Annotated in this window: 21 protein-coding genes and 1 riboswitch; of the genes, 9 read left to right on the top strand and 12 right to left on the bottom strand. The window is 58.9% G+C overall.

All coding sequences use genetic code 11. The features are described from left to right. Nucleotides 1–13 precede the first annotated feature (13 nt). From DXB44_RS11605 to DXB44_RS11590, 4 genes are all read right to left on the bottom strand, one after another. A complete protein-coding gene (locus DXB44_RS11605; protein ID WP_118658829.1) occupies nt 14–541 on the bottom strand; it encodes a QueT transporter family protein in 528 nt (175 codons plus the stop codon). Between the two features lie 7 nt (nt 542–548). Beyond that, a riboswitch (PreQ1-III riboswitch) is annotated at nt 549–650 on the bottom strand. Between the two features lie 226 nt (nt 651–876). Continuing rightward, nucleotides 877–1,749, bottom strand: coding sequence for a DegV family protein (locus DXB44_RS11600; RefSeq protein WP_015536908.1), 873 nt, complete (start codon nt 1,747–1,749; stop codon nt 877–879). Between the two features lie 8 nt (nt 1,750–1,757). Beyond that, on the bottom strand, nt 1,758–2,264 hold the full coding sequence (locus DXB44_RS11595) for a tRNA (cytidine(34)-2'-O)-methyltransferase (RefSeq protein WP_097779495.1): 507 nt from the start codon (nt 2,262–2,264) through the stop codon (nt 1,758–1,760). Then, nucleotides 2,261–3,109 carry a bifunctional hydroxymethylpyrimidine kinase/phosphomethylpyrimidine kinase gene (locus DXB44_RS11590; RefSeq protein WP_118658827.1) on the bottom strand — a complete coding sequence of 283 codons (849 nt, stop codon included), beginning with the start codon at nt 3,107–3,109 and terminating at the stop codon, nt 2,261–2,263. The genes DXB44_RS11595 and DXB44_RS11590 overlap by 4 nt, the downstream gene beginning before the upstream one ends. Before the next feature lie 164 nt (nt 3,110–3,273). Between DXB44_RS11590 and DXB44_RS11585 the strand changes: the two genes are divergently transcribed. After that, on the top strand, nt 3,274–3,480 hold the full coding sequence (locus DXB44_RS11585; RefSeq protein WP_097779496.1) for a hypothetical protein: 207 nt from the start codon (nt 3,274–3,276) through the stop codon (nt 3,478–3,480). 49 nt (nt 3,481–3,529) lie between these two features. Here the strand turns inward: DXB44_RS11585 and DXB44_RS11580 are convergent, their stop codons facing one another. The 4 genes from DXB44_RS11580 to DXB44_RS11565 all read right to left on the bottom strand — a co-directional run bounded on the left by DXB44_RS11580 (nt 3,530) and on the right by DXB44_RS11565 (nt 8,084). Then, on the bottom strand, nt 3,530–4,003 hold the full coding sequence (locus DXB44_RS11580; protein WP_055186509.1) for a hypothetical protein: 474 nt from the start codon (nt 4,001–4,003) through the stop codon (nt 3,530–3,532). A gap of 224 nt (nt 4,004–4,227) precedes the next feature. Next, nucleotides 4,228–5,781, bottom strand: coding sequence for a 4Fe-4S dicluster domain-containing protein (locus DXB44_RS11575; RefSeq protein WP_118658826.1), 1,554 nt, complete (start codon nt 5,779–5,781; stop codon nt 4,228–4,230). Between the two features lie 245 nt (nt 5,782–6,026). Beyond that, nucleotides 6,027–7,322: a tRNA (N(6)-L-threonylcarbamoyladenosine(37)-C(2))-methylthiotransferase MtaB gene (gene mtaB, locus DXB44_RS11570; protein WP_118658825.1), complete on the bottom strand. Its 1,296-nt coding sequence runs from the start codon at nt 7,320–7,322 to the stop codon at nt 6,027–6,029. Between the two features lie 168 nt (nt 7,323–7,490). After that, complete coding sequence (locus DXB44_RS11565; protein ID WP_118658824.1) at nt 7,491–8,084, bottom strand: twin-arginine translocation signal domain-containing protein; 594 nt, start codon at nt 8,082–8,084, stop codon at nt 7,491–7,493. A 219-nt stretch (nt 8,085–8,303) separates the two neighbouring features. Between DXB44_RS11565 and DXB44_RS11560 the strand changes: the two genes are divergently transcribed. The 8 genes from DXB44_RS11560 to plsY all read left to right on the top strand — a co-directional run bounded on the left by DXB44_RS11560 (nt 8,304) and on the right by plsY (nt 15,925). Continuing rightward, the gene (locus DXB44_RS11560) at nt 8,304–9,536 is read left to right on the top strand and encodes a D-alanyl-D-alanine carboxypeptidase family protein (RefSeq protein ID WP_118658823.1); all 1,233 of its coding nucleotides are present in this window, start codon (nt 8,304–8,306) and stop codon (nt 9,534–9,536) included. 225 nt (nt 9,537–9,761) lie between these two features. Continuing rightward, entirely contained in the window at nt 9,762–11,093 is a 1,332-nt protein-coding gene (locus tag DXB44_RS11555) for a glucose-6-phosphate isomerase (protein ID WP_005920256.1), read from the top strand. A 61-nt stretch (nt 11,094–11,154) separates the two neighbouring features. After that, a complete protein-coding gene (locus tag DXB44_RS11550; protein ID WP_005944262.1) occupies nt 11,155–11,559 on the top strand; it encodes a hypothetical protein in 405 nt (134 codons plus the stop codon). 145 nt (nt 11,560–11,704) lie between these two features. Continuing rightward, nucleotides 11,705–12,208, top strand: a complete 504-nt coding sequence (locus tag DXB44_RS11545) for a YceD family protein (protein WP_118658822.1) — start codon at nt 11,705–11,707, stop codon at nt 12,206–12,208. A 23-nt stretch (nt 12,209–12,231) separates the two neighbouring features. After that, nucleotides 12,232–12,411 carry a 50S ribosomal protein L32 gene (gene rpmF / locus DXB44_RS11540; protein ID WP_005920250.1) on the top strand — a complete coding sequence of 60 codons (180 nt, stop codon included), beginning with the start codon at nt 12,232–12,234 and terminating at the stop codon, nt 12,409–12,411. Nucleotides 12,412–12,503: 92 nt separating this feature from the next. After that, the gene (locus tag DXB44_RS11535) at nt 12,504–13,841 is read left to right on the top strand and encodes a DUF512 domain-containing protein (RefSeq protein WP_118658821.1); all 1,338 of its coding nucleotides are present in this window, start codon (nt 12,504–12,506) and stop codon (nt 13,839–13,841) included. A gap of 50 nt (nt 13,842–13,891) precedes the next feature. Then, nucleotides 13,892–15,235 carry a ribosome biogenesis GTPase Der gene (gene der / locus DXB44_RS11530; protein WP_005920245.1) on the top strand — a complete coding sequence of 448 codons (1,344 nt, stop codon included), beginning with the start codon at nt 13,892–13,894 and terminating at the stop codon, nt 15,233–15,235. A gap of 18 nt (nt 15,236–15,253) precedes the next feature. Further along, nucleotides 15,254–15,925 carry a glycerol-3-phosphate 1-O-acyltransferase PlsY gene (gene plsY / locus DXB44_RS11525; protein ID WP_118658820.1) on the top strand — a complete coding sequence of 224 codons (672 nt, stop codon included), beginning with the start codon at nt 15,254–15,256 and terminating at the stop codon, nt 15,923–15,925. A gap of 68 nt (nt 15,926–15,993) precedes the next feature. On the opposite strand, the gene DXB44_RS11520 is transcribed toward plsY, so the two are convergent. From DXB44_RS11520 to DXB44_RS11505, 4 genes are all read right to left on the bottom strand, one after another. Beyond that, entirely contained in the window at nt 15,994–16,524 is a 531-nt protein-coding gene (locus DXB44_RS11520) for a hypothetical protein (RefSeq protein WP_005920240.1), read from the bottom strand. Between the two features lie 87 nt (nt 16,525–16,611). After that, nucleotides 16,612–17,616: a substrate-binding domain-containing protein gene (locus DXB44_RS11515; RefSeq protein WP_118658819.1), complete on the bottom strand. Its 1,005-nt coding sequence runs from the start codon at nt 17,614–17,616 to the stop codon at nt 16,612–16,614. Between the two features lie 17 nt (nt 17,617–17,633). Next, nucleotides 17,634–19,262, bottom strand: a complete 1,629-nt coding sequence (locus tag DXB44_RS11510) for a DUF5046 domain-containing protein (protein WP_118658818.1) — start codon at nt 19,260–19,262, stop codon at nt 17,634–17,636. Between the two features lie 121 nt (nt 19,263–19,383). Next, nucleotides 19,384–20,772 (bottom strand): MATE family efflux transporter, encoded by a 1,389-nt coding sequence (locus tag DXB44_RS11505; protein WP_118658817.1) that lies wholly within the window; start codon nt 20,770–20,772, stop codon nt 19,384–19,386. Nucleotides 20,773–21,025: the final 253 nt, after the last annotated feature.

Here is a 21,025-nt window from a genome sequence, read left to right as displayed (position 1 = left end):
AAACCTCCTTGTGTTATTCCGTCACAAACACCTTGCGCAGCGCGGCGTTGCTCTCGATCAGCTTTACCAGCACAACGCCCAGCACGGTGCAGCTGATCAGCTCGCCGATGCCAACCGAGATGCCGTTGGTGATGCAGGCCAGCCAGATGGGTGCGCTGGACGTGGGATCCGGGAACATGACGGCGATTTCAATGCCGATGATCACCGCGTTGAACAGCACCGGGGGCAGGCTGGCGGCAATGGCCAGACCCTTGAAGCGCACGTTGCGCAGCTTGTAGGTGACCAGGCAGGCCAGCAGGGTAGCCAGTGTGCCAAAGATCACATCCACGATGGTGGAGCCCAGCAGGTTTGCCAGGAAGCAGCCCAGCACAACACCCACGATATACTCGGCACCGAACACGGGCAGCAGGCACAGAGCCTCGGCCACGCGCACCTGCACAGCACCATAGGAAAGGGGCTGCGATGCCAGACACAGCACCACATAGATGGCAGCCACCATGCCGCAGTGTACCAGTTTACGGACGGAAGAATTCTGATTCATGATAATACTCCAGCGGTTTGATTTTGACCGCACAGGAACCGCCAGCTCCTGTGGGTTTTGCCCGGCACCGCTCGAGTGGTGCCGGGGAGCCTAAAATCCTAAGTTGCTCTTTGAGGATACTGTACAAAAAAAGCACAGCAGTAGGGAGTATATCACAAAATAGGACGGAATGCAATGGGAAGAGGACGATTGAAACTTGCCCGCCGCGCTGCTCTGGGCGTATTCATGTAAAAATGGAATACCGGAGCGTCCGCAGACGCTCCGGTATTCCGAAATTTCAAATAATGATTCCGCTGAATATGGCCAAAGCGCAGCGGCGGCCATTCCAAATGGTTTTAACCTCTGGGGTGGCCGGTATATGTCAGTGCTACGGTGTCGGGGCCGGTGTTGGCAGAGACCACGCCGCCCAGCTCAAACACGGCCAGCGGCGGCTTGCCAAAGGCCTTGCGGCAGGCCTTTTCCAGATCTGCGGCCTGCGGGATATTGGTGTGGCCGATCATATACTCAAAATCCTCCACATCCCCAGCGCGCTTCTGGCACAGATCCACCATGGCGGGCACGACTTTTTCATCGCCGCGCACCTTAGCTTCCACCTTGGTCTTGCCATCGATCAGGGTAATGATGGGACGGATGCCCATCAGCTCGCCCATGACGGCTGCGGCGGCGGAGATGCGACCGCTCTTTTTCATCTGCCTCAGGCTGTAAGGCCCCAGCACGACCTCCATGCAGTTCATCTGCCGCTCAAACTCGTGGATGACGTGGCGGATCTCTGCGCCGTTCTGCAGCTTGCGTGCCATCTCGCACAGATACCAGCCGAACACCATAGAGTAGGTATGAGGGTCCAGCAGATGGATGTTCAGATGATGCTCCGGGCGCTCCTCCCGCAGCATTCCCTGTGCCATCAGGGCGTTGTTGTAGGTGGAGGAGCCGGACTTGTTGATGGGCACATGGATGACATCCGTGTAGCCCTCGTCCACATACTGGCAGTATTTTTCACAGAACTGGATGGGCGTAATGGCGGCGGTAGAGGGCACACCCTTTGCCGCGCGCATCTTATCGTAGAATTCGGTGTTGGTGCAGTCCACACGCTCAACGTAGTCCACATCATCCAGCAGGATGTGGAAGCTCATGATATCAATGCCGTACTTTTCGGCCATCTCCTGCGGGATATCGCAGGAGGAATCGGTCAGAATTGCAATCTTGCTCATAGTGTCCCTCATTTCCATTCATAATCTCGTAAGTGGCCGTGGTCCAGCAGCTCCGGAAAATCCCACTGCCGCAGCACCTCGTACACGCCCACCGCCACGCTGTTGGAAAGATTCAGGCTGCGGCAGGTGTCCCGCATGGGCATGCGGATGCAGTGCTCCTGATTTTCCGCAAGCAGCGCCTCCGGCAGACCAGCATCCTCGCGGCCAAATACCAGATATGCCCCGTCCGGGTACTGTACATCGGTGTAGCGCTGGGGTGCCTTGGTGGTAAAGTAGTAGTAGGGGCCGTTGTTGCGGGCAAAAAAGTCCGCAAGGCCATCGTAATAGGTAATGTCCAGATAATGCCAGTAGTCCAGCCCGGCGTGTTTGAGCTTTTTGTCGTCAATGGCAAAGCCCATAGGCCCCACCAGATGCAGACGGCAGGCGGTGCAAGCACAGGTGCGCGCCACGTTGCCGGTGTTCTGGGGGATGCGGGGCTCCACCAGAACGATATTCAAAGTTGGTTTGTTCATCATAAGATGCCCTCCGGTTCCTCCCGCAGGGGGCACAGGCGGGGCAGCAGTGGCTCGAACCACACGCCGAAGCGGGTGTCCTGTGTGCAGGGTGTGCCCTGAATGGCCAGCGAAACAAATTCCGCTGCATTATCGGCAGCAGCGCTCAGGGCGTTGCCCTGCAGCAGCGAGCCGATGAGCACAGCGCCGTACAGATCCCCCGTGCCGGGGAAGCTGCGGCTGATGTGCAGCTTTTTGATGACGAAGCGGTCTGCGCCGGTACCGGCACAGCCGATGTACTTGCCCAGCGGCAGGCCGGTGACCACCGCGTTGGGGGCCAGCGGCTGCAACGCATCTGCCAGAGTCTGCGCAGCGGCATCGTCCAGCTGCTCGGTGACGGGCTGCTGCTGCAAAAGCAGCTGCGCCTCGGTGTAGTTGGGCAAGATCAGGTCTGCCGCGCGGCACAGGCTGCGGATGCGCTCGACCAGTGCCGGGGTGACGGTGGAGTAGGCCTTGCCGTTATCGCCCATCACAGGGTCCACCACCTTGTAGGCGGCAGGCCACAGGGCAAAGGCTTTTTCAGCCAGCGCTACCTGTGCTTCGCCGCCCAGATAGCCGGTATAGATACAATCAAATTGCAGCTCCAGCTCCTGATAGTGCTCCAGTGCGGCCATGCCGTAGGCACTGCCGTCCATCCGGGCGGGGGTGCCAAGGCCGCCGGTGTGAGTGGAAAGCACCACCGTGGGCAGTGCCACCGGCTGGAAGCCCATGACCGACAGTACAGGCAGGATCACCGCAAGGCTGCACCGGCCTACGCCGGACAAATCGTGGATGCAAAGGATCTTTTTGGGTTCAATGGGTTTTTGCAAATAGGAAAACCTCCTTGCTGAAAAGCCGCACGCAGCGGCTTATAAAAAGCATCATGCAACAGTATACCACAAATTGCAGCATAAAAAAAGCGTATACCAGATTCTTTTACGGAAATAATAGCACTGCAAGCCCTGTCATGACAGGCTGAAAGGAGAAATTCAGGATGAAACAGCGAGAAAATTCCGCCGCAGGCATGGTGGTGGGCATGGCCGCCGGTGCAGCCCTCGGGGCTGCCGGTGCCATGATGGCCACTCAGAGCAAGCGCCAGATGCGCCGCAACGTGCGCAAGGTGATGAAGGGTGCGGAAAACGCGGTGATGCAGCTGGATAAGATGGCCACCGACTTTGTGGAAAAGCACATCGACTGCTGAACAGCAAAAAGCGCCGTCCCGGATGGAACGGCGCTTTTTATCGTGCGTCTTATTTTGCCCAGATGCACATCCGGGCGGTAGTGTTGATCTCGCCCAGCAGGCTCAGATCCATCTGGATGTTGCAGGTCACGGTCAGCGACTTGTTCACATCGCTGCCGGTCAGCACCGAGGCGGGCAGGTTTTTGATGGTCAGGATGCCGTTGCCCTTTTCAATCTCGCCGGTCAGGGTGCCGGTGTAGGTCACATCGCCGATGGTCAGGCCGGTCAGGTAGCCGGTCACATTAAGCTTGGTCACCTGCTTGACGGGCAGCGTCAGGGTATAGGTGCCGTTGGACTGGCGGGTAAGGGAGGCTTCGCGGTCGGAATCAATGCCGGAGTTGGCCATGGATTCCTTATCGGACTTTTCCTTCCAGAATTTGACCCCCACGGGAGTGTTAGCGGCGGCAGAAGCACCCAAGGTGAGCACACAGAACATCAGCAGTGTCAGCAGGGCAGCGCCGGTACGTTTTAAGGCAGTAGTCATGTTTTATCCTTTCTGCCGCAATTGCGGCATGACGAAACAGAGTATATGATGCCCCATAAGGTACTGATTTGTCAATGCTAACATAACATGACCGGACGGCCTTGTCAATGCACCTTGGCAGTCTTTCACAAAAATGTTTCGAATCCAACACAAAATGTAGAAAGTATGATAAAAAGGACGCTGCGACGATGCAGCGTCCTTTTGGATGGTTACGTTATAGCGGCTCAGACCTCAAAGTTGGGGTCGTCCTTCAGCATGTGGATGTTGGACATAAAGGCGCTCTGCTCGGGGTCGGTGAACTCGGCATCCTTCACATACTTGTTCAGCACAGCTGCGGTGCGTACGGGGTCGGCAATGGTACCGGCACCGCCGATGCAGCCGCCGGGGCAGCCCATGCCTTCCAGCAGGTAGCCGTTGTACTTGCCGGCCTTGGCCAGCATCAGCAGCTTCTTGCAGTCGGCCAGACCCTGTGCGGAGGCAATCTTCACCTCCATGTCGGGACGCCATTCCTTGATCTTGTCGGCAACGGCCTTGGCAACGCCGCCGGACTGTGCAAAGCCGCGGCCTGCAGCAGAAGCGTAGCACAGATCCATCTCGGCGGGATCCACTTCCAAACTGTCCAGATCCAGATCCTTTGCCTCGATGATGCCGGCCAGCTCCTCAAAGGTCAGCACGAAGTCAACGTCAGAGCGGACAGTGCGGCGGGAGGCCTCCAGCTTCTTGGCGGCGCACGGTCCGATGAAGCACATACGGGCCTCGGGGTCGGCCTGCTTCATCATGCGGGCGGTGAACACCATGGGGGTCATGGTCATGGAGATGTTCTTGGCGAGGCCGGGGAAGGCAGTCTTTGCCATCATGCTCCATGCCGGGCAGCAGGAGGTAGCCATAAAGTCCAGCTTCTCGGGTACTTCCTCAAGGAAGTCGTGTGCCTCGTCCACGGTGCACAGGTCGGCACCGATGGCAACTTCCACCACATCGCAGAAGCCGATGGCCTTCAAGGCAGCCTTCAGCTTGCCGGTGGAAGCCAGAGAGGGGAACTGGTTGATAAAGGCGGGAGCGACCAGCGCATAGATGCGGTCGCCGCGGTTGAAGCCCTGGATCAGCTGATAGATCTGGCCCTTGTCGGCAATGGCGCCGAAGGGGCAGTTCACCAGACACTGACCGCAGGATACGCACTTGCTGTAATCGATCTCGGCACGGCCCAGCTCGTCAGAGTGGATAGCGCCCATGCCGCAGGCAGCGGCGCAGGGGCGCTCGGTCTTGACGATGGCATTGTAGGGGCAGACGGTGACGCAGCGGCCGCACTTGATGCACTTGTCCTGATCGATGGTGGAGCGGCCGCTCTCCCAAGTGATGGCCTTCTTGGGGCACACTTCCATACAGGGGTGTGCAAGGCAGCCCTGACACAGGTCAGACACCTTGACCAGTTTTTCGGGGCAGCGGTTGCAGGCAAACTTGATCACGTTGACCAGCGGGGGATCATAGTACTTATCGGCGATGGAAGCATCCTCCAGACCGGAGACCACGCTGTTGTGCTCGTCCATGCGGCGGGTGGGCAGACCCATAGCCAGACGCACGCGCTCCTCGACGATGGCGCGCTCCAGGAAGATATCCTTGCGCAGCTTGCCCTCCTCACCGGGGATGATGGTATAGGGGATCTTGCGCATCAGGTGGTTGGCCTGCTCGCCCTTGACGTTGGTGTAAGCCATGCGGGCGACCTCGGTAAACACCTGACGGCGGATCTGGATGACCGTAGTATTGATTCCTCTGAAACTCATTCCAATCTCTCCTTGCTCAGAAACAGCCAAAAAACGGAGCCGTCTGCCCTGCGTGCAGAACATAAAAACGGCGCTATACGGGCGCGGATGGTACCGTGCTGGTTGCTTACAGCACGCCGGACCCGATAAATCCATCTTCATTTTAACATAAAGACGTGCGTATGAAAAGGGCAAAACACAAAATTTGTTAAAAATTTATTGTATTCATTCGGATGCACAGAATGTATAAGTAAAATGAAAAAATTTCAGCAAAGTGCTGCACGCACCCGCTCGCCGTCGTAGCGGCCAAGTTTTACCCGCACGATCTGCCCGCTCTCGCACCCGGGGGCAGAGACCACCACCGGGATGTACAGCCGGGTGTAGCCGGTAAACAGCGTGCCGGACAGGGGAGTCTCCAGCAGCACCTCGTCCTCGGTGCCCTCAAAGGCGGCCAGCGTCTCGCAGCGCACCTGCTCGGCTGCGGCGTTCATGCGGCGGCTGCGCTCCTGCTTTTCCCGCTCGTGGATCTGATCCGGGAAATCATAAGCCGGGGTGCCGCTGCGGCGGGAGTAGGGGAACACATGCACTTTGAGGAAACCGATCTTTTTCAGAAATTCGCAGCTTTCCTCAAAGTCGTCTGCCGTCTCGCCGGGGAAGCCGCAGATGCAGTCGGTGGTAAAGCTGACCGGGCGGCTGCCGTAGGCGGCGCGGATCTGCTCCACCACCTGTGCGTACTCCTGCGCGGTGTACACCCGGCGCATCCGGCGCAAGGTGGCGGTGCAGCCGCTCTGCAAACTCAGGTGGAACTGGGGGCAAAGCTTGTCCACCGCTGCCAAGCGAGAGATGAACGCCGGGGTGAGCATATCGGGGTCAAGACTGCCCAGACGGATGCGCTCGATGCCCGGCACCTGTGCGCACTTTTCCACCAGCTCCACAAGGTTCGTGCCAGTGTCCAGCCCGTAGCTGGGCAGGGAGATGGCGCTGAGCACCACCTCGCGGTAGCCTGCAGCGGCCAGCTGGTGCAGCTCGGCCAGAATGCTCTCCTCGGCACGGCTGCGCACCGGCCCGCGGGCGCGGGGGATGACGCAGTAGGCGCACTGCCGGTTGCAGCCGTCCTCTACCTTGATAAAGGCGCGGGTGTGGGTCTCGAACCGCTCCACCGGCAGCTCCTCGAACTGCTCGCCGCGCTGGTGCGGGGCGATGGCCACAATGCGCTCGTGGCCGTCCAGCAGTTTTTGTACGTTCTCCAGAATGGCCTTGCGGTCGCCGTTGCCGCACACAAGGTCGGCTTCCATGAACTGTGCGGCCTCCTCCGGGAAAGCCTGCGGGTAGCAGCCGGTCAGCACCGTCACCGCACCCGGATTCTCGCGCTTTTTGCGGCGCAGCCACTTGCGGCTTTTCTGGTCGCCGAAGTTGGTCACGGTGCAGCTGTTCACAATGAACACGTCCGCTGCTTCGCCTTCCTGCGCAATGGTAAAGCCGTGGGCGCGGAACAGCTGTTCCAGCGCGCCGGTCTCGTTCAGGTTGACCTTGCAGCCCAAGGTATAAAAACAAACTCGCATGAGAGGGGTTCCTTTCCACAAAATGGGATAAAATAGGGTCTACTCTTCATTATATAACAAAACAACGGCAGCACGCAAGACCGGAATTGCACCGCCCGGCGGCAGCGGGTGGAAAAACGGCAGCAAAAAAGGGATGGACAAATGTCCATCCCCGGGAAAACCAGAATATCAGCCCTTGAGGGCAAGCAGCGCAATGGTAACCTTGCCATTTACGACGGTCAGGTTGTCGGTATAAGCCTTATCAATCTCAAGCTTAACTTGATTGTACGGCGGGTAGTTCAGCTTACTGTTGGCCAGCTCCAGTGCATCCTCTTCGGGAATCTTCGTCACGCCCTTGGGGAACTTCTGCTTGCCGGAGCTGACGCTCTTGCCGTTAACCAATACTTCGTAATCGACCTCGACCATGGCAAGCTTGACCGCGATGATCAGACTCTCCTTGCCGGTCTTTTCGTCTTTAATAAAGGTGAGAGAGTTCGGGTAGCTGCTGTCAACAGACACATCGGCACCGCGGTACTCCTCGGGACCATGTTTCTTGACCAGATCCAGAGCCAGATTGATGTTGCCCTTTACAAAGTTGACTGCAATGCGAGGCAGAGTCTCGTGGAAAACCTCGTTATAGGTTTTGCCATCATCAACGCTGCCCATGATCACCAGCTCAATATTATCAAACCAGGAGCAGCCAGTCAGCATAGAAGCACCGGCGGTGGCAACCGCAGTAGCGCCAGCCAGTTTCAGGAAAGAACGGCGAGAAATCGTGCTCATAAAAATCCCTCCAAAATAAAATCAATACATCCAAAGCACAGGAGATCTCCTGTTAAGCATAGCATACAGCAAAATAAAGTGTTTTGCAACGGACGTGTTCACACTTTGTATATAAACACAGAATTCATGCGCCAAAACTGAACAAAATGCCCAGCAGCATACCGGCGCGGGCGGCGGCATACACTGCAAAAAGAGAGTTTGCGCGGGGAGGTATGCGGAATGGAACGGAGAAATCTGGCGCTGTTGTGCGCGGGGGTGGTCTGCTTCTGGTTGTTTGCACTGGCTTTCGGCACGGCGCAGGGCAAGGGACTGCGCATCCAACCGGCGGTGCAAACGCAGGCGGAACCGGCAGTGCAGACCCTGACAGTCACCCCGCCGCAGCTTACCCTGCCTTGCCGCGCGGCGATCCTCATCGACCAGACCAGCGGCACGGTGCTTTACGAGATGAACGCCGACCAGACCATGCCCATCGCCTCCATTACCAAGGTGATGACCCTGCTGCTCACCTTTGAGGCGGTGCACGCCGGGCGGCTGACTATGGACACCGCCGTGCCGGTCAGCGAGCACGCCTACCACATGGGCGGCAGCCAAATCTGGCTGGAGCCCGGGGAGCAGTTCACGCTGGACGAGATGCTCAAGGCCATCTGTGTGTCCTCGGCCAATGACGCAGCGGTGGCGGTGGCCGAGCTGGTGGGCGGCAGCGAGCCCGCCTTTGTGCAGCAGATGAACGCCCGCGCCGCAGAGCTGGGCATGGAGCACACCACTTTCCGCAATGCCTGCGGGCTGGACACCGAGGGACATCTTTCCACCGCACGGGATGTGGCCATCATGAGCCGCACCATCCTGAACACCTGCCCGGAGGTGCTGCACTACACCGGCATCTGGACGGACACCCTGCGGGGCGGGCAGACCCAGCTGGTGAACACCAATAAGCTGCTGCGGCGTTACAACGGCATCACCGGGCTCAAGACCGGCACCACCGGCGGAGCGGGCGTGTGCATTACCGCCAGCGCCACCCGGGACGGGCTGAATCTCATCGCCGTGGTGCTGGGTGCACCTTCCAGTAAGGAACGGTTCGAAGCCGCCACCACCCTGCTGGACTACGGCTTTGCGGCTTACCGCGCCGCACCGGTGCCCCTGCCGGAGGAGCGTCCACTGCAATTAAAGGTAAAGGGCAGCACGGAGGAAACTGTTCCGCTGGATTACGCTGCTCTGCCCGCCACCGCTCTGCTGCCCGCCGAGAGCGCTGGACAGCTGACCGTGCAGCTGGAATTGCCCGACACGCTGGAAGCCCCGGTGACCCGGGGGCAGACGGTGGGCAAGGCACAGCTGCTGTGCGGCGAAGCAGTACAGGGGGAGTACCCGGTGTGCGCCGCCGCCGATGCGCCGTGCATGGATTTTGGCACCGCGTTGCAGCTGCTGTGGGACAGTCTGCGGGGAACAGCAGCCTGACCCTGTGCCGAAAAAGGCGCTTCAGCGCACAAAAGTGCGCCGGACGCCCGGCGGGGCTGTTGGATACCTGAACAAATCTGGATGAAGAAACAAAAAAACACTATTAAAATTGTATGAAATCTAAGGAATTTGACCTTGACTTTACCCGGAGGGAACGGTACACTTATACCAAGATATTTCCTCGCAGGGCAAAGGCCCGGCAGATCGTTTGGAGGTTTTAATAAAATGAGTGTCGCACTGAACACGAAACACCTCTCCAGCTTCATCAGCGAAGAGGAATATGCAGCCATCTACCCGCAGGTAGAAGCCGCCCACAAGCAGCTGGAAGCCAAGAACGGCCCCGGCAGCGATTTTCTGGGCTGGATGACCCTGCCCCGGGATTACGACAAGGAAGAGTTCGCCCGCATCAAGGCAGCTGCTGCCAAGATCCGCGAGGACTCCGATGTTCTGGTCGTGGCCGGTATCGGCGGCAGCTATCTGGGCGCACGCGCTGTTGTGGAGGCCGTTAAGGGCATGTACCACAATGAGCTGGAGGATGGTCTGAAGATCTACTTCTGCGGCAACAGCATCAGCCCCACCTACCTGAACAACATCATCAGCCTGTGCAAGGGCAAGCGCTTCTCCATCAACGTCATCTCCAAGTCCGGCACCACCACCGAGACCTCTCTGGCCTTCCGTGTGCTGCGCGAGCTGCTGGAAAAGGAGATGGGCGTGGAGGAAGCCAACAAGCGCATCTACGCCACTACCGACCGTGCCAAGGGCACCCTGAAGCAGCTGGCTGACGCACAGGGCTGGCCTACCTTTGTAGTTCCCGATGACGTGGGCGGTCGCTACTCCGTGCTGAGCGCCGTGGGTCTGCTGCCCATCGCCGCTGCCGGCATCGACATCGACGCTCTGATGCAGGGCGCTGCCGACGCTATGGAGCGCTTCTCCGTGCTGAGCCCCGACAATGACGCCTACAAGTACGCCGCTATCCGCAACATCCTGTACCGCAAGGGCAAGGCTGTGGAGATCCTGGAGTGCTACGAGCCGGACTTCACCCTGATGAACGAGTGGTACAAGCAGCTGTTCGGCGAGAGCGAGGGCAAGGACAACAAGGGTCTGTTCCCCGCAAGCTGCATCTTCTCTACCGACCTGCACTCCATGGGTCAGTTCATTCAGGAAGGTGCCCGCATCATGTTCGAGACCATCGTGGACGTGAAGAAGCCCGCACAGGATCTGTTCATCGACCCGCTGGAGGGCAATTTTGACGGCCTGAACTTCCTTGCAAACCAGAACATGAGCGTGGTCAACCGTAAGGCTATGGAAGGCACCATTCTGGCACACACCGACGGCGGCGTGCCCGAGGTGCTGATTGAGGTGGACGACCTGTCTGCTTATAATGTGGGCTACCTGATCTACTTCTTCTGGCGTGCCTGTGCCTGCAGCGGCTATCTGCTGAGCGTGAACCCCTTCAACCAGCCCGGTGTGGAAAGCTACAAGAAGAACATGTTCGCCCTGCTGGGCAAGCCCGGCTACGAGGGCCTGACCGCAGAGCTGGAAGCAAAGCTGAAGTAAAAGCTGAACGTAAAAAATGATCTCCCGCCGCAAGGCGTGGAAAATACAGGAGGACTGAACTATGATTAAACTGATTGTTGGTACCAAGGGCTCCGGCAAGACCAAGGCTATGATCGACCAGATCAACGACGCGGTCAAGACCTCCAAAGGCAACGTGGTCGTCGTGGAAAAGGGCATGAAGCTCACCTACGACATCGCTCCTGCAGCACGTCTGATCGATCTGGACGAGTACAAGATCTCCGGCGGCGAAATGCTGTACGGCTTTGTGGCCGGCCTGATGGCAAGCAACTACGACATCACCGACCTGTACATTGACGGCATCCTGAAGGTGCTGGATCACGATATCAACCGTCTGGGCGTTGTGCTGGACGAGATGGCAGCCATTGCCGGCGACAGCGTCAAGGTCACCGTGACCGTCAGCGCAGACGAGGCCGCACTGCCCCATGATGTGAAGAAGTACCTGTAATTTGATAAAAGAACAGGGCTAAAGGCTTTTCCAACAGGCAGAAGACCGGAGAAAAATAAATTTTTTCGGTTTTCTGCCTGTTTTGGTGTTGACAAAGGGTTGCTTTGGCGCTATACTAACAAAGCAGCCTTTTCAGAGGTGTACTATGCAATTTGACCTGAGAAAGTTTATCGCGACCGGTGTAAAACCGTACCATGCAGAGTTTCAGTGTGATTTATCTGCGTACGATTATGCCGGTGCAAGGATCCCGCAGCCGGTCACAGCCGTCTTTGACGCGCAGACCGATGGCGACGAGGTCCAGATAACGTTGCGGGCAAAGGCATCGGTGCACGGAGAGTGCGCCCGCTGTCTGGACCCGGTTACCCGGGAAGAGACAGTCGATACGGAGTGGATCGTCAAGGAGCGGGATCTGGATGACCCGGATTTCGATCTTCCGCTGGATGAAAAAGGACATTTGGACGTGGACGAATGGCTCAATCAGGAGTTTATGTTCCAGATCCCCACGGTGCTGCTTTGCAGCCCCGACTGCACAGGGCTTTGCCCGCAGTGCGGTAAGAAAAAGGCGGAATGCACCTGCCCACCGGCAGAGCAGACTGATGCCCCCGTAGACACTAGGCTCGCGATCCTTAAATCACTGCTGAACAGATAAACCCATCAAGGAGGTGCAAAAATATGGCAGTACCTAAGAGACATCTTTCCAAGGCCCGCCGCGACAAGCGTCGCAGCAATGTTTGGAAGCTGGAGGCCCCCGCACTGGTGAAGTGCAGCAACTGCGGCTCTCTGAAGCTCCCCCACCAGGCATGTGGCAACTGCGGTTACTACAAGGGCGAGGAAGTCATCAAGAAGGCCTAATTTGCGCGTAATTGGTGGCATAATGGTGTTATGTACAGAAGGGGAGGGCGCAAAGCCTTCCCCTTCTTGTGCTTTCAAGGAGGTGGATGCAGATGGCGATTCGGATCGAGCAGGTGGATGCCGGCAGCGAGGCCGAGGCTCTTGGCCTTGCCCCCGGTGACGAGCTGCTGAGCGTGGACGACAACGAGCTGAACGACACGCTGGATTACGATTTTTATACCGACAGCAGCAGCTTCCACCTGAAAGCCCGGGTAGCGGACGGCATCCGGGAGTGGGAGGTGCAGCGACCGCAGCGCGGCCCCTTTGGCTGCGGGTTCAAGACCTATCTGGGCGATGCGAAGCATTCCTGCTCCAACCACTGCATGTTCTGCTTCATCGACCAGCTGCCCCCGGGTATGCGCGAGAGCCTGTATTTTAAGGATGATGACGAACGGCTGAGCTTTTTGTTCGGCAACTACATCACCATGACCAATATGCAGGATCACGAGATCGACCGCATCATCAAGATGCACATCTCGCCGATCAACATCTCGGTGCACACCACCAACCCTCAGCTGCGGGTGCGGATGCTGGCCAATAAGCGCGGCGGCGAGGTGCTCAAGTACCTGCCCCGTCTGGTGGAGGGCGGCATTGCCGTCAACTGCCAGCTGGTGCTCTGCCGCGGCGTGAACGACGGCAACGAGCTGCGCCGCACCCTTGCCGACCTGCTGGAGCTGACCCCCATGGTGCAAAGCATTGCAGCCGTGCCCTGCGGCATTACGGATTACCGCAAAAATCTGTACCCGCAGGTGCCCTACGATGCAAAGACCAGTGCCGAGGTCATCGACATTATGGAAGAATTTGGCGATGAATGCAAGCGCCGCCACGGCAAGCGCATCATCTACCCCAGCGATGAATGGTACCTCAAGGCAGGCCGCCCCATCCCCGCAGCGGAGTTCTACGAGGACTACGACCAGCTGGAAAACGGCGTGGGTATGCTGCGCCTGTTCGAGGAAGAATTTCTGGCCGAGCTGGACAAGCCCCACCGCATCTATGGCACCAAGGAACTGGACGTGGTCACCGGCACCATGGCAGCGCCCCTTATTACCCGCATGATGGAGGAGCTGCACCGGCAGTACCCTATGATCACTGTGCACGTCCACATCATCCAGAACCGCTTTTTCGGCGGCAATGTGGGGGTGACCGGCCTGATCACTGCTACCGACATCATCGCCCAGTGCGCTGGCAAGCTTGCTACAAAAACGCTGGGCATCCCGGCTGTGATGCTGCGGGAGGAAAAGGATACCTTCCTTGACGATATCACGGTAGAGCAGCTGGGGGAGCGGCTGGGCGTAAAAGTGGAGGTGCTGCCCACGGCAGGCGGGGACGAAGCCCGCGCCTTGCTGCGCAGCGGCCTGCACATTGCCCGCAGAAGAAAGAGCGGCAGCTGATAGCGCCATTTTTATTGTATTTTACCCCTTTTAAGAAAGGAGGAGACCCCATGAGCAAACCGATCGTAGCAGTGGTGGGACGCCCCAACGTGGGCAAATCCACCCTGTTCAATAAGCTGTGCGGCCAGCGCCTTGCCATTGTGGAGGATACCCCGGGCATTACCCGCGACCGCATTTTTGCCAACTGCGAGTGGAACGGCCACGAGTTTTTGCTGGTGGATACCGGCGGCATTGAGCCCAAGGCCACCGAGGGCATTCTGGCTCACATGCGCGAGCAGGCGCAGATCGCTATTGACACCGCCGACTGCATCATCATGGTCACGGACGTGCGCAACGGCCTGACCGCAGCGGACGAGGACGTGGCACACATGCTGCGCCGCAGCCACAAGCCCATCATTCTGGCCGTGAACAAGTGCGACAAGGTGGGCGAGGCTCCCATGGAGCTGTACGAGTTCTACAACCTCGGCTTTGACGAGGTGATGCCCATTTCTTCCGTGCACGGTCACGGCACAGGCGACCTGCTGGATGCCGTGTGCGCCCATCTGGACTTCAGCGAGACCGTGGTGGAGGAGGATCGTATCCCTGTTGCCATCATCGGTCGCCCCAACGTGGGCAAGTCCAGCCTGACCAACCGCATTCTGGGCGAGAACCGCATGATCGTTGCCAACGAGGCCGGCACCACCCGTGATGCCATCGACACCCCGGTGGACAACGCCTACGGCAAGTTCATCTTTACCGATACCGCCGGTCTGCGCAAGCGCAGCAACATCAGCGATGGTCTGGAGCGCTACATGGTGGTGCGTGCACTGGCCGCTGTGGAGCGCAGCCGCGTGGCACTGATCCTTGTGGATGCCACCGTCGGCTTTACCGAGCAGGACAGCAAGGTGGCTGGCTACGCCCACGAGCAGGGCAAAGCCTGCATTATTGTGGTGAACAAGTGGGATGCCGTGGAAGGCAAGGAGACCAACACCATGGAGCTGCAGCGCCGCGGCTATGCCGAGTGCTTCAGCTTTATGGGCTACGCACCCATCATCTTCATCTCTGCCCAGACCGGCTACAACGTGAACAAACTGATGCAGCTGATCCGGGATGTGGACGCCGAGAACGGCGCCCGCGTGCCCACCGGCGTGCTGAACGAGATGCTGGCCCGCGCGACCGCCCGGATGCAGCCCCCCAGCGACAAGGGCCGCCGCCTGAAGATCTACTACTTGACGCAGGCCTCTACCCGTCCCCCCACGTTCGTGGCCTTCGTCAACGCAAAGCACCTGTTCCACTTCAGCTATCAGCGGTATCTCATCAACCAGATCCGCGAAAACTTTGGTCTGGAGCATACGCCCATCCGTCTGGTCGTGCGGGAGCGCGGCTCCGGCGAGGTGGGTGCCAAGGACGTATAACACGTCAGGAGGGCTCAGATGATGGAATCTGTTCTCATCGCTGCGGTGTCCGCCGTGCAGGCATACCTGCTGGGCAGCATCGACACCGGTATCCTCGTCAGCAAGTTTTTGTACCACGATGACGTGCGCAAGTACGGCAGCGGCGCTGCGGGCATGACCAATATGCTGCGCACCTTCGGCAAAAAGGCGGCAGCGCTTACCGCTTTCGGTGATGTGCTCAAGGGCGTGCTGGCGGTGTGCATCGGCCGCTGGCTGTTCACCCTGATGCCGGAGAGCACTACGCTCTCGCCTTATCTGGCAGTGTACCTTGCCGCTATCTTTGCCATTATCGGCCATTTGAAGCCCCTGTATTTCGGCTTCAAGGGCGGCAAGGGCGTGCTGGTGGCGGGCGGCACCATTCTGGCCATCCAGCCGGTGCTGATCCCCTTTCTGGCGGTCATCTTTCTGGCCTGCCTGCTGCCCACCGGCATGGTATCGCTGGGCAGCGTGACCATGGCAGCACTCTATCCGGTGCTCACCATCCTGTACGGCGTGTTCCGGGGCTACTCTGCCGCCGACCTTACCGTGTGCACCATCGGCTCGGTGATCATGGCCGCGATGGTCATTTACATGCACCGCTCCAACATCCAGCGCATCCGCGAGGGCAAGGAGTACCGTTTCGGTCGTCACGGCAAAAAACAGGATAAATAACACAAAAATAAAAACCACCCCGCAGCAGCCGTTTACCGGCCACTGCGGGGTGGTTTTTTTGTGTATGATTATTCCTTTGTCTCGGTCTCTTCCTCAGGCTTTGCTTCGGAATGCCGCCGACGGAACCAGTCGGCGGGAATGCCGCTCTGGGCGGGGGTAAGATCCGGCGCAGGATGACCGTCCGGCAGGTGCGCGCCAAAGGCCGGGACAAAGAAGAACTTGCGCACGATGAAGATCAGCGCGATGGCGCCCACGCTGAGCAGGTTCTCCACGGCGGAATCGTGTCCCACCACCAGATGGCGGGCAATGGCGTAAAGCAGCACCTCAAGGCTGCTGCCGGGGCTGTGCTTGGCCAGCATCTTGATGAACTCAATGCCGATCACAATGTCCAAGCTGCGCTCCAGAAAGGTGCGGATCTCTGCCTCGTTGCCATCGAACAGCAGGCCGGGCATCCAGCGGATCAGAGGCACAACGCTGAGCAGCAGACCAATCAGCACCAGCCCGGATAACAGCACTTCCAGTAGACTGGAAGCCTGAATAATGCGGTTGCGCAGGGAGGTACGCCAGTGGCTTTCTACCGGGTGAGAGGGATGTTCCATAGTAAGACCTTCCTTTCGGCATTCTGCTAAACAGGATTCGACAAACTTCTGGTTAGATTGTAGCAGAATGCGGGCGGGCTGTCAATTTCAATCCACGATGGTGACGGTGGTCTGCGGGCCGACGGCCACATAGCCGGACTTTTTGATGCAGTCCTGCCCGTCGGCGGTGTCCAGCCAGTCGTACAGGCGGCGCTCCGGGCTGTCGGCAGCGGCATCCGGGTGGATGACGGCGTAAAAATCGTTGCACAGGGGATAGCTGCCGTCGGCAAGGGTGTCGTTGCTGGGGGTCACACCGTCCACCGCCAGCAGCCGCAGCCCGGGCTTGGAATACATCTGGTCGATGTAGTAATATACGGAAAAACCGATGGCGTTGGCGCTATTGTTATAATCAGCAATGCTGTCCACCAGCTCACCCATGGCGGCAGGGGCCAGCTCAGAGGGCGGGGTCATCAGTTCGCCGCCCTGAATGAGCAGTTTTTTGAACAGGGTCTGACTGCCGGAGTCCTCGCCGCGCTGGAAGGCAACGATTTCCTGATCCTTGCCGCCCACATCCTTCCAGTTGGTGATCTTCCCGGCGTAGATGTCCCGCAGCTGCTGCCGGGTAAGTGCCTGCACGGGGTTGTCCTCGTTGACGATGAACACCAGCGCGTCCACCCCGATGGGCTTCTGCTCCAGCTCCACATTGGCCTCCTGCAGCTCTTCCTTTACATAGTCCGGCGCTTCGTACACCACCAGCATCCGGGTGGTGGTGTCGTACAGACCAAAGTTCTCCCATGCGTAGGCGGTGGTGCTCACCGTAATGCTGCTGCGGGCTTCCTCCAAGTCCATGCCAGTGGTATCGGCCAGCATCTGCGCCATCAGGGGGATGCAGGCGGTGCTGCCGTCCAGCGGGGGAAACTCCTCCACGGTCAAAAACGGCGCTGCCTGCTGCACAGTAGAGGAAGCAGCAGAGGATGCGGGCTGTTCTACCACAGAGGAAGCGGTGCTGCCGGAGGGAGCATCCGTGCCCTTGCAGGCGGTCAGTACCCCGGCAGCGGAGCAGGCAGCCAGCCCCAGCAGAAAGCTGCGGCGGGAAATTTTAGTGTTTTTCATAAAAAAGCCCTCCTAACTCAATAGCCGTAACTCGGTTCATCGTCCGCAGTGGCAGACGAGAAAATGCTCTGGCAGTACAGCCAGTTGCCGCTTGTGTCCATCCAGCCCACATAGAAGCCCCGTTGTGCAGCAAACACATGGTCGGGCAGGGCGTTCAGGCTGTTAGAATAGTACCCGGCGCAGCTGGCAAGCCCCTGTAATACTACCTTGCCGTCTGCGTCCAGCACATCGCATACGTTGCCGTAGGCGCTGCCCACAGCGCTGCGGCTGCCGTAGAACATGGGTCTGCCGTCGGGGTCGGTGGTCAGGTAGTTGACGTAACTGTATTTGCCCTGCAGGGCGGTCAGGTCGCTGACAAGCCCCTGCGGGCCGTACAGCCGGGTGGCGGTGGTCTCGTAGCGGTCGTTGTCCTGCAATTTCAGCCAGACGTAGCCGCTGCCGTAGTTGCTCATCCGTACCCGCTGCTGGTGCTCCACCGGTTCTACGGTGGTGTCGGTCAGCAGCTTTCCGTTGTCCGTGCTGTACACCCGCAGACTGCCATCCAGCGCGTAGACGGCTACGGTGTTGTCGGTGGCGTTCACATCGTACAGCGGGGTCTTGGTGCCGGTTTCCAGATCATAGAGCTCGTAGCCATGATCCTCGCCGCTGTGCCATGTTACCACATAGCCCGGGAAATATTGGCTGGGCTGCTCGTCAAAGGCGGCAATCAGTCCGCGGTCCTCTGTGGTCATATCCCGCAGTTCGTACCGGCCATCGCCGGTGGAAAAGCTGGCAAGACCGCCCGGGTAGACCTGCAAAAAGCCCGTGTACTGCTCGCCGGTCTGGGTGTTATACAAAATCTGGTCGGTGGTCTCGGCTCCGGTGGCAACGTCCAGCTCCACCCAGTCGCTCAGGGTATCGCTGTCGTAGAAAAGGCGGTATGCCGAGGCGGCATCGGCGCGGTAGACGGGGGTGCCGTCCTTTTCCTGCACAACTACCCAGCGGTTCTGTTGGTAATCCATATCCCAGTCGTAATCGTCCAGCCCTTCCGGGCGGGCGTAGCAGCTGAACACCAGCTTATCGCCGCATAGGGTGCAGCTGTATGCGCCCTCCGGCACCGGCAGCGCTGCGCCGGTGGCAAGGTCGATGACCTGACAGGTGCCGTAGCCGGACTCCGGGACGTATCCGCCATCGACAAGGCGGCTCTCCTGCAGCACCAGCAGGCCGTTTTGCAGGGTAGCGTTCTGCTCGCCCTCAAAGGACATCACCTCAGTGCCGGTCTTGTCGTACAGGGCGGTGCGGCGTCCGCCCCGGCCGGTGGGGTCGGACCAGCTGCGCAGCCAGTAGTCCGCGATGCCGGTGGCACTGTCCTCCACCAGCGAGACGTTCTCGCTGCGGGCAGCCTGATGCAGCGGGGTGCTGCCGCACAGGATGGTGGTGCTGCTCCCCGCGCGGTCATAGCAGTACAATACCCGCAGACGGCCATCGTTCAGCACGGCAGGATCGTACAGGGGCTTGCCGTTGTCGTCCGTGGGCACAGAAACGGCAGAGCTTGCAGCGCCCGGCACACCGGTGGCGGGCGGCAGCAGGGCGCAGCCGCAGCCTAAAGTAAGGGCAAGGGCTGCGCAGACCGCCCCGCAGCCGATACGCAAGACAACACGCTTCATAAAAACACTCCTTTGCAAAAAACAGGGAGGAAAATTTTTCCGTTCACTCAGAATACGAAACAGCCGCATTTTTCATTGCAGAGTTTGCAGAAAAATGCGGCTAAAAATGGTTACAATTGCATTACAGCTGTGCCGGGGCATGGGACGCTTCTGCCTTGTCCATCTGCTCCAGCTGCCGCAGAAAGGCCAGCAAAAAGGGCAGAGAAATGAAGCAGGTGAGAGCATCCGCAATGGGCTGGCAGAGCTCCACGCCCACAAGCCCCAGCACCCGGGGCAGTACAAGGATCAGCGGGATAAAGCACACGCCCTGTCGGCAGCAGGCCAGAAAGGTGGCGCGCCCGGCCTTGCCAACGCTTTGAAAGGTCATGTTGGCCACTACGATCACCGGCTGCAAAAGGACGGCAAAGCACTGGTAACGGAAGGCAGGCAGCGCCACGGCGGTGACTTCCGGGTCATCCCGGAACAGATGGATTAAAGCTTCATCCTTCCACCAGCACACCGCGATCAGCACCACCAGCAGCGCAAAGGCGGCTTTCAGGGTAAAAACGGCGGCCTGCCGTACCCGGTGGTATTTGCGTGCGCCGTAGTTGAAGGACGCCACCGGCTGCAAGCCCTGTCCCACGCCGATGGCCACCGAGAGGATGAACATAAAAATGCGGGACACGATGCTCATGCCCGCCACGGCGGCGTCGCCGTAGCTGCGGGCGGCAATGTTCAGCAGCATCCCGCCGATGCTGTTCAGCCCTTGTCGGCCAAAGCTGGGCGCGCCGCCTGCAAGGATCTGCAAAAACTCGCGCGGCTCCCGGGTGACGGCAGAAAGCCGGAACTGGCTGACCGTTTTGCCATGCAGGAACATATACAGCAGAATGCCAAAGCTGATGGTCTGGCTGAGGGCGGTGGCAATGCCGGCACCGGCAGTGCCCAGCCCTAAAGCGAACATGAACAGCGGGTCCAGCGCGATGTTCAGAAGTCCGCCGGTGACCAGCCCGACCATGGCAAGGTTTGCTTTGCCCTCATACCGCAGGATGTTGTTCATCACCAGACTGGAGATCATCAGCGGTGCGGCAAGCAGGATGGGGCGGGCGTAGGCGCAGGCGTGGGGCAGAATGGTCTCGGTGCTGCCCAGCAGCATCATGAAGTCCGGCAGGGTGGCAAGACCGACCACTGCCAGCACTACGCCAAAGGCCAGCGCCGTAAAAAAGCTGGTGGAAGCAAAGCGGGTGGCAGCGTGGGTATCCTGACTGCCCAAGCGGCGGCTGATGATGGTGCCGGAGCCGTGCCCCAGCATAAAGCCCAGCGCCTGTATGATAGCCATCAGGCTGGAAACGACACCCACCGCGCCGGAAGCACTGGTGGAGATGCGTCCCACAAAAAAGGTATCGGCCAGATTGTAGATGCTGGTAATCAGCATACTTAAAATCGTAGGGGCGGCCAGACTGAGGATCAGCCGGGGGATAGGGGTCTCGGTCATTTTGTGATACTGCACTGCAGTGCGGTCCTGCTGGGTCATGGGCAAATATCCTCCTTCAAAAACGAGAAAGCCGCCCCTTCCAGAGCGGCAGATAGTCCTGATAGAAACAGTATAACGCAGTTGCGGCAAAATGTCGAGAGGGGGAAAAACGGCCCTTTCTCCCCTGCGAAGGGGCGAAAAAGCAGGCGAAAACAGGATGCTTTCTATATAAAATGCTAAAGAATTGTCGAATTGCTTGTGAAAAATCACGATATGTGGTATTCTTTATAAGAAGGAATTGGAAAAATCTGTG

This window comes from Faecalibacterium sp. OM04-11BH (genome assembly GCF_003482185.1).
Taxonomy (GTDB): domain Bacteria; phylum Bacillota; class Clostridia; order Oscillospirales; family Ruminococcaceae; genus Faecalibacterium; species Faecalibacterium tardum.
The sequence above is the reverse complement of the archived record's forward strand: the minus strand, read 5'-3'. Positions and strand labels throughout refer to the sequence as shown.